Annotated in this window: 3 protein-coding genes, 21 tRNA genes, 2 rRNA genes and 1 pseudogene; 24 read left to right on the top strand and 3 right to left on the bottom strand. The window is 42.3% G+C overall.

Annotated features, from left to right (window positions below; all coding sequences use genetic code 11):
* The 22 genes from rrf (ACVWXS_RS25470) to ACVWXS_RS25365 all read left to right on the top strand — a co-directional run.
* Nucleotides 1-94: ribosomal RNA gene (gene rrf / locus ACVWXS_RS25470) — 5S ribosomal RNA — on the top strand; the annotation flags it as partial.
* A gap of 10 nt (nucleotides 95-104) precedes the next feature.
* Nucleotides 105-180: transfer RNA gene (locus ACVWXS_RS25465), tRNA-Val, on the top strand.
* A 3-nt stretch (nucleotides 181-183) separates the two neighbouring features.
* Nucleotides 184-259, top strand: a tRNA-Thr gene (locus tag ACVWXS_RS25460).
* A 6-nt stretch (nucleotides 260-265) separates the two neighbouring features.
* Nucleotides 266-341 (top strand) — tRNA-Lys (locus tag ACVWXS_RS25455).
* 20 nt (nucleotides 342-361) lie between these two features.
* Nucleotides 362-446 (top strand) — tRNA-Leu (locus ACVWXS_RS25450).
* 48 nt (nucleotides 447-494) lie between these two features.
* Nucleotides 495-569, top strand: a tRNA-Gly gene (locus ACVWXS_RS25445).
* 5 nt (nucleotides 570-574) lie between these two features.
* Nucleotides 575-663 (top strand) — tRNA-Leu (locus tag ACVWXS_RS25440).
* Nucleotides 664-676: 13 nt separating this feature from the next.
* Nucleotides 677-753, top strand: a tRNA-Arg gene (locus ACVWXS_RS25435).
* Between the two features lie 13 nt (nucleotides 754-766).
* Nucleotides 767-843: transfer RNA gene (locus tag ACVWXS_RS25430), tRNA-Pro, on the top strand.
* A 6-nt stretch (nucleotides 844-849) separates the two neighbouring features.
* Nucleotides 850-925, top strand: a tRNA-Ala gene (locus tag ACVWXS_RS25425).
* A 25-nt stretch (nucleotides 926-950) separates the two neighbouring features.
* A tRNA-Met gene (locus ACVWXS_RS25420) sits at nucleotides 951-1,024 on the top strand.
* Nucleotides 1,025-1,031: 7 nt separating this feature from the next.
* Nucleotides 1,032-1,108 (top strand) — tRNA-Ile (locus ACVWXS_RS25415).
* Nucleotides 1,109-1,121: 13 nt separating this feature from the next.
* Nucleotides 1,122-1,214 (top strand) — tRNA-Ser (locus tag ACVWXS_RS25410).
* 52 nt (nucleotides 1,215-1,266) lie between these two features.
* Nucleotides 1,267-1,341: transfer RNA gene (locus ACVWXS_RS25405), tRNA-Met, on the top strand.
* Between the two features lie 45 nt (nucleotides 1,342-1,386).
* Nucleotides 1,387-1,461 (top strand) — tRNA-Met (locus ACVWXS_RS25400).
* A gap of 4 nt (nucleotides 1,462-1,465) precedes the next feature.
* Nucleotides 1,466-1,541, top strand: a tRNA-Asp gene (locus ACVWXS_RS25395).
* Between the two features lie 14 nt (nucleotides 1,542-1,555).
* Nucleotides 1,556-1,631 (top strand) — tRNA-Phe (locus tag ACVWXS_RS25390).
* A 5-nt stretch (nucleotides 1,632-1,636) separates the two neighbouring features.
* Nucleotides 1,637-1,710, top strand: a tRNA-Gly gene (locus tag ACVWXS_RS25385).
* A 1-nt stretch (nucleotide 1,711) separates the two neighbouring features.
* A tRNA-Ile gene (locus tag ACVWXS_RS25380) sits at nucleotides 1,712-1,788 on the top strand.
* Between the two features lie 4 nt (nucleotides 1,789-1,792).
* A tRNA-Asn gene (locus ACVWXS_RS25375) sits at nucleotides 1,793-1,869 on the top strand.
* Nucleotides 1,870-1,878: 9 nt separating this feature from the next.
* Nucleotides 1,879-1,969: transfer RNA gene (locus ACVWXS_RS25370), tRNA-Ser, on the top strand.
* A gap of 2 nt (nucleotides 1,970-1,971) precedes the next feature.
* Nucleotides 1,972-2,043, top strand: a tRNA-Glu gene (locus ACVWXS_RS25365).
* Nucleotides 2,044-2,238: 195 nt separating this feature from the next.
* Here the strand turns inward: ACVWXS_RS25365 and nadA are convergent.
* From nadA to nadB, 3 genes and pseudogenes are all read right to left on the bottom strand, one after another.
* On the bottom strand, nucleotides 2,239-3,342 hold the full coding sequence (gene nadA, locus ACVWXS_RS25360; protein WP_456960626.1) for a quinolinate synthase NadA: 1,104 nt from the start codon (nucleotides 3,340-3,342) through the stop codon (nucleotides 2,239-2,241).
* A pseudogene (nadC, locus tag ACVWXS_RS25355) lies at nucleotides 3,329-4,188 on the bottom strand (carboxylating nicotinate-nucleotide diphosphorylase). Before nadC ends, nadA begins: the two are co-directional and overlap by 14 nt.
* Nucleotides 4,145-5,731 carry an L-aspartate oxidase gene (nadB, locus tag ACVWXS_RS25350; RefSeq protein ID WP_456960625.1) on the bottom strand — a complete coding sequence of 529 codons (1,587 nt, stop codon included), beginning with the start codon at nucleotides 5,729-5,731 and terminating at the stop codon, nucleotides 4,145-4,147. The pseudogene nadC and the gene nadB overlap by 44 nt, the downstream one beginning before the upstream one ends.
* A 91-nt stretch (nucleotides 5,732-5,822) precedes the next feature.
* On the opposite strand from nadB, the gene ACVWXS_RS25345 reads away from it, so the two are divergent.
* Together ACVWXS_RS25345 and rrf (ACVWXS_RS25340) are read left to right on the top strand one after the other, a co-directional pair.
* A complete protein-coding gene (locus ACVWXS_RS25345; RefSeq protein ID WP_456960624.1) occupies nucleotides 5,823-6,902 on the top strand; it encodes a cysteine desulfurase family protein in 1,080 nt (359 codons plus the stop codon).
* 530 nt (nucleotides 6,903-7,432) lie between these two features.
* Nucleotides 7,433-7,521 (top strand): 5S ribosomal RNA (gene rrf / locus ACVWXS_RS25340); the annotation flags it as partial.

Below are 7,521 nucleotides of genomic sequence, written 5' to 3'. Positions count from 1 at the left end.
TCACACCCGTTCCCATACCGAACACGGAAGTTAAGCTCTTTAGCGCCGATGGTAGTTGGGGGCTTCCCCCTGTGAGAGTAGGACGTCGCTAGGCATAATACCCAGGAGGATTAGCTCAGCTGGGAGAGCACCTGCCTTACAAGCAGGGGGTCGGCGGTTCGAGCCCGTCATCCTCCACCATTTGCCGGTGTAGCTCAGTTGGTAGAGCAACTGACTTGTAATCAGTAGGTCGTGGGTTCGACTCCTATCGCCGGCACCATAGTTTGAGCCATTAGCTCAGTTGGTAGAGCATCTGACTTTTAATCAGAGGGTCGAAGGTTCGAGTCCTTCATGGCTCACCATTTAATTGCCAACAAAATATGCGGGTGTGGCGGAATTGGCAGACGCACTAGACTTAGGATCTAGCGCCGCAAGGCGTGGGGGTTCGACTCCCTTCACCCGCACCATTTTTAAGAATTTCATAATTGCCAGGATAAATAAAATCTTATGCACATGCGGAAGTAGTTCAGTGGTAGAACACCACCTTGCCAAGGTGGGGGTCGCGAGTTCGAACCTCGTCTTCCGCTCCAAATGTGCCGGGGTGGCGGAACTGGCAGACGCACAGGACTTAAAATCCTGCGGTAGGTGACTACCGTGCCGGTTCGATTCCGGCCCTCGGCACCATTTTTTATATTTAGCGCCCGTAGCTCAATTGGATAGAGCGTCTGACTACGGATCAGAAGGTTGTGGGTTCGACTCCTGCCGGGCGCGCCAAATTAATATTTATCGGAATGTAGCTCAGCTTGGTAGAGCACTTGGTTTGGGACCAAGGGGTCGTAGGTTCGAATCCTGTCATTCCGACCATTTTATGGGGCCTTAGCTCAGCTGGGAGAGCGCCTGCCTTGCACGCAGGAGGTCAGCGGTTCGATCCCGCTAGGCTCCACCATAAAGATAACCAGTATAAAGATCCTGGCGGCGTAGCTCAGCTGGCTAGAGCGTACGGTTCATACCCGTAAGGTCGGGGGTTCGATCCCCTCTGCCGCCATCTTAAAGGACCTTTAGCTCAGTTGGTTAGAGCAGACGGCTCATAACCGTCCGGTCGCAGGTTCGAGTCCTGCAAGGTCCACCATTTATATAATTACGGAGGTATACCCAAGTCTGGCTGAAGGGATCGGTCTTGAAAACCGACAGGCGGGTAACACCGCGCGGGGGTTCGAATCCCTCTACCTCCTCCAGTTTTATTTCTATAAATGGCGCTTGAAAAACTCGAAAAGAACATATTATTAACGCGGGGTGGAGCAGTGGTAGCTCGTCGGGCTCATAACCCGAAGGTCGTTGGTTCAAATCCGGCCCCCGCAACCAATTCCTACAAATGGTGCTTGAAAAACTCGAAAAGAATATTATTAACGCGGGGTGGAGCAGTGGTAGCTCGTCGGGCTCATAACCCGAAGGTCGTTGGTTCAAATCCGGCCTCCGCAACCAAAATGGTCCCGTGGTGTAGCGGTTAACATGCCTGCCTGTCACGCAGGAGATCGCCGGTTCGATCCCGGTCGGGACCGCCATTTTTAAAAAGTATGGGTCAGTAGCTCAGTTGGTAGAGCATTAGATTGAAGCTCTAAGTGTCGGCGGTTCGATTCCGTCCTGACCCACCATATTTGCGGGTGTAGTTTAATGGTAAAACCTCAGCCTTCCAAGCTGATGTCGTGAGTTCGATTCTCATCACCCGCTCCAAGGGCCTATAGCTCAGCTGGTTAGAGCGCACGCCTGATAAGCGTGAGGTCGATGGTTCGAGTCCATTTAGGCCCACCATTTTTCCGAAGTAGCTCAGTTGGTAGTAGCACCTGACTGTTAATCAGGTTGTCGCAGGTTCGAGTCCTGCCTTCGGAGCCATTTTTTTGTGGGGAAGTACTCAAGAGGCTGAAGAGGCGCCCCTGCTAAGGGTGTAGGTCGGGTAACCGGCGCGAGGGTTCAAATCCCTCCTTCTCCGCCATTGGCCCGTTGGTCAAGTGGTTAAGACACCGCCCTTTCACGGCGGTAACACGGGTTCGAATCCCGTACGGGTCATACTAAAATGCAGTAGATGTAATTTACATCTACTGCATTTTTTTGTATAAGAATAGTTTTTGAGATTTCAATAATTTCCTCTAAAGTTTTCAGACGTAATTATGTCTCGGCATAATTGATAGTAAACATCACACCATGTTCACCTAGAGCTATAATAAACAAACGTCTACCAGAAATGAGTAGACGTTTTACCATTTAAGCTCTTAACAGCATTCTTTCAAGTGAGCTACGTGCTTCCTCTGCAGTGTGAGCATCTACTCGAATACGATTATGTGGTTGCCCCTTTTCTATACTTTCTAAGGACCAAAGTAGATGGGGGAGGTCAATTCGATTCATCGTAAGACAAGGACAGAAATTCTCATTTAAAGAGATAATATGCTTATCAGGGTGCTGCTTAATAATCCGATTAACAAGATTCATTTCAGTACCGATTGCCCATGCTGAACCACTTGGTGCTCCATTAATTGTATCAATAATGTATTTTGTAGAACCTGCATCATCTGCAGCGGCAACAACCTCGCGGCTACATTCAGGATGAACAATGATGCGCATATTTGGATACGCTTTACGCACAAGCTCCGTATGCTGAACTGTAAAACCTTCGTGTACAGAGCAGTGTCCCTTCCATAAGATTACTTGGATGTTTTCTGGGAACTGATCTGTCTCTAGCATATTTGTTTGAGGATCCCAGACTGCCATATTCTCTAGTGGTATTCCTAAATCATACGCAGTATTTCTACCTAAATGTTGATCTGGTAAAAAGAAAATACGTTGTTTTTGTGTAAATGCCCATTTAACCATTTCTTTTGCATTGGACGATGTAACACAGGCCCCTCCATGCCTTCCCGTAAATGCTTTAATGGCAGCAGTAGAATTGACATATGTTAGCGGGATAATGGTATCCCCGAAAAGCTGTTGTAAAATCGACCATGCTTGTTCTGTTTGATAAATGTCTGCCATATCGGCCATTGAACAGCCTGCTCGCATATCAGGTAAGTAAACATGCTGCTGTTCAGTTGTAAGCATATCAGCTGTTTCCGCCATAAAATGTACTCCACAAAATACTATATATTTAGCTTCTTTATTAGCAGCTGATAATTGAGCAAGCTGTAAAGAATCCCCTGTTACATCTGCAAATTGAATTACTTCATCTTTCTGATAATGATGCCCAGGGATGAAGAGTTTCCTTCCTAATTTCTTTTTTATAGCGATAATGCGGCATTCCATTTCATTTTTAGATAATGCACGATAATGATCTGGTAGTAGTGACGTTTGTTGTAATAAACTAGTGATGGACAAGGGAATTAGCTCCTTTCGTTTGTACAAGTGCACTAATATCAAAGGCTATTACTGAATGTGTTAACGCTCCAAGAGAAATCCATTGAATGCCTGTTTTAGCATAGGTGTTTAAGTTTTGAAGCGTTATGCCTCCTGAAGCTTCTGTAACGATATGTGGGGGAACGGCAGGAAGCCATTCATGTATTTCTTCAGGGCTGCGATTATCAAACATAATAATGTCTGCACCAGCTACAATTGCTTCAACTAGCTGTGCTTTTGTTTCGATTTCCACTTCGATTTTCACAGTGTGACCGATTTTCTCACGGGCAGCCTGCACTGCCTTAGTAATACTACCTGCAAACGCAATATGATTATCCTTTAGCATTATCGCATCGTATAAGCCATTACGATGGTTGTAGGCGCCACCGATTCTAACAGCATATTTATCTAACATACGCAGGCCAGGCATGGTTTTGCGAGTATCGCATATTTTCGCATTCGTACATACTGTTTCACGTACCGCTAAATTCGTAGCTGTAGCGATAGCAGACATACGCTGGATTAGATTCAATATTACCCGTTCACCAATTAATAATTTTTGAAGAGGACCTTGAATAACAGCGAGAACATCACCGGCATTTACTTCATCACCATCTTTTTTATAAAGTATAATATCCATTGATCGGTCTAGTAGAAGAAATCCATGCTCAATGATGAGGGCTCCACAAAAATGCCGCTTTCTTTCGCATAAAATGTAAAAGATCCCTGCTGTTCGGCAGAAAATATAAATTCACCCGATAAATCCCCATCTCCTATATCTTCATTAAAGAATTGCTTGAGCATTTCCTCGAGCTTGATGATATTCATACAATGAATTCCTCACTTTCATCTGTCCTTGTTGAAAAATAATCCAGCGGTTTACCCACTGTTTATCATTTTGTAATTTATCAGTGCGAATATGAGCTCCACGAGTTTCTGTTCGTGTAATGGCTGCGTGTGCCATTAATGTAGCGACAGTATGCATCATGTAAAGTTCAAGTTCTGGTAGATTCAAGCCATCTAAGTCAACATGAAGAAGTGTTTGCATTGACGGTAATTGTTGTACGAGTTGTTGTATATCAATAGGATTTCGCACAATGCCTAATGTGTGCATCATTGTTTGTTGTAATTGATTTTTGGTAAATAATGAGGGCATTGTTTGTTTGTAAGTTTTGTCAGCAATGAAGAAATTATTTTGCTTGCACCCCGTCTGGATAATGTATTGGGCCATTCTTTGTCCGAATGTAATTCCTTCTAATAGAGAGTTACTTGCTAAACGATTGGCACCATGCACCCCTGTACAAGCAACCTCACCAATTGCATATAGATTAGGAATAGATGTTCTTCCCATATCATCAGCAATAACACCACCCATTAAGAAATGACTACCTGGTGCTACAGGTATTAAGCCCTCTTGTAAATTGACGTTATTGTCAGAGCAAAGCTGAGCAATTGTAGGGAACTTTTCTTCAAAGTGTACAATACTGGAAATATCAATAAATGTTTTCTGTCCAGCAGCACGTTTATTAAATAACGCATGCGCAGTAATATGACGTGGTGCCAGGTCCAGCTGTTCATGTATGCCTTTCATTATGGGATGACGGTGTTCATCGACAAATATTCCTCCGGCGCCACGCACAGCCTCCGAGACTAATCCTTTGGCCTCACCTTCACACCAAAGTAAGCTAGGGTGAAATTGCATAAATTCCATATCACTGATGGTAGCTCCTGCACGATATGCTAAAGCGATACCATCTCCAGTATTCGTTGCAAAATTGGACGTACAAGAATAAAGCGCGCCGGCACCTCCTGTTGCGAGAATGACGTGGTGGGCTAGGTAACGCTTCATTCCTTTTGCTCCTTTAGTTAGAACGCCGATACAATCTCCATCTGTATTCAATAAAAGCTCGTAAGCCATTTCGTTGCAATTTACAACGATATTCGATGTTAGTTGCTCGAACAAATAATCGATCATTACTTGGCCCGTGCAATCACCACCTGCATGTAAAATACGGTGATGACTATGTGCGCCCTCTAAGCCTAGAGCCGGCGACCCATCGGCTTGTCGATCAATTTCGAGACCTCCTTCTAAAAAATCACGCATAATTTCTGTACCGTTTTCAATAAGTATTTCAACATTTCTTCTTTCATGATGATATTCACCAGCGGTCAATGTATCGGTAATGTGAAAGTTTGGGTGATCTTCTTGACTTGTAACGGCAGCAATCCCGCCTTGAGCGTGATAAGAACTGCTCATTTTAACAGATGACTTTGTAATAATCTGTACTTGAAAATGTTGTCCAAGAAACCGAGAAGCTTGGAGTGCAGCGATCCCGCTACCAATAACAAGTACATCTGTCATTACATCCATACCTATACCTTCCTTACAGTTGTCTTGACACTTATCTTTACATAAAATAAAAAAGAACACAAGACCTGATGAACTGGAAAGGAAGAATAAGATGATTTATTTGGATTATGCTGCAACATCTCCAATGACTCACAAAGCTCTTAAAGCTTATTGTGAGATAGCAAAACAGTATTATGGGAATAGTGCAAGCTTACATGATTTAGGAGGGCAAGCTCATTATTTTGTTGAACAGGCAAGAGCTGTTGTAGCAAGAGCTCTTGGAGTAAACAGTGATGGAGTTATCTTTACTGGAAGCGGAACGGAGGGCAATTTAATTTCAATTTTGTCGTTAGCTTTAGCGTCAAATAAAGGAAAACACATTATTTCATCACAAGCTGAACACACATCTGTACATGCTGCGTTAAATACTCTTGAAAAAATGGGTTTTGTGGTCACGAAGTTACCTTTACAGCAAGATGGTTGTATTCATGTGGAGCAATTACGAGAAGCAATACAAGAAGATACGGTTTTAATCACGATCCAACATGTAAATTCAGAGATAGGCTCTATTCAACCTATAGAAAATATTGCAGAGATTGCAAAACAATCAAATGTTCACTTTCATGTCGATTGTGTACAGTCTTTTTGTAAGCTACCGTTAAAACAGCAAGTGGATGCTATGACTGTTTCGGCTCATAAAATAGGTGGGCCAAAAGGCTGTGGAGCTGTTTATATTAATCCAAAGCTCCGTGTTCCTGCATTAGCACCGGGCTTGACACATGAGCGTGGGTTAAGGGGAGGTACCTTGGATACACCAGCCATTGTTGCTTTTGCTACGGCGATTGAAAATTATCAATATGAACGTCAGCATTATGAAGCATTACGTCAATACTTTCAGAAAAATTTACCGGAGACGTGTCAAATAATTGAGTGTAAGGAGCAATTGCCTAATATTTGTGGTGTATTGATGAAAAGGGTAGAGGGGCAATACGTTCTGTTAAAATTAAATGAAGCGGGAATATGCATTTCCACAGGGAGTGCCTGTGATATTCATAGTGAATCTGGTACGAAGGCGATTTTATCAATGGGCTATTCTATGGAAGCGGCACGCCAATTTTTTAGAATATCTTTTGGTCCTGCAACAACATTTGAAGAAATTGATCGATTACAAATGGTACTTTCCATAATTTAGTGTTGATCAGAATAAAAAAGTAAAGGATAGGATTAAAAATGAAAATCTATAATAAAATAATATAGAAATTATAAATTAACAGGCATGTTAATGATTTATAAAAAGATTTTTTGTATTCATTTTTGTAGCTGATTGGAGCGAAAGGTTACTCAAGTACTTCTGGCGAAGAGCAAAGATTCCTAAGGAAAAAATAACAAGGTTGATGTTTGCCCGTAGAAAGGAGTTAGCTTATTGCGAAAATCAGCATCCTTTTATTAAATAAAAGGAATAAAAATAGCTAATCAATCTATCTGATAAATTAATTGTTTTCTTTTAATTGAACAATTGCTATAATAAATAGTAGAGTAATTATTTCTCTTTCAAAACGAAAATATCTTCAAAAAGTAATAATTTCTTTTTTTTATTAAAAAGTGTTGCACAATGTGAGAAAACGTTATACAATAATTCTTGTCTTGAAGGACAGGTAATAAACTTCAAAACGAAATACATAAGAGTTTCAAAATACAACGTATATTGAAAACTGTTAATAGTCTAGTGATGATGGCAAAGAGGTCACACCCGTTCCCATACCGAACACGGAAGTTAAGCTCTTTAGCGCCGATGGTAGTTGGGGGCTTCC

This window comes from Lysinibacillus sp. TE18511, assembly GCF_054062295.1.
This window is presented reverse-complemented; position numbering and strand designations above follow the sequence as displayed.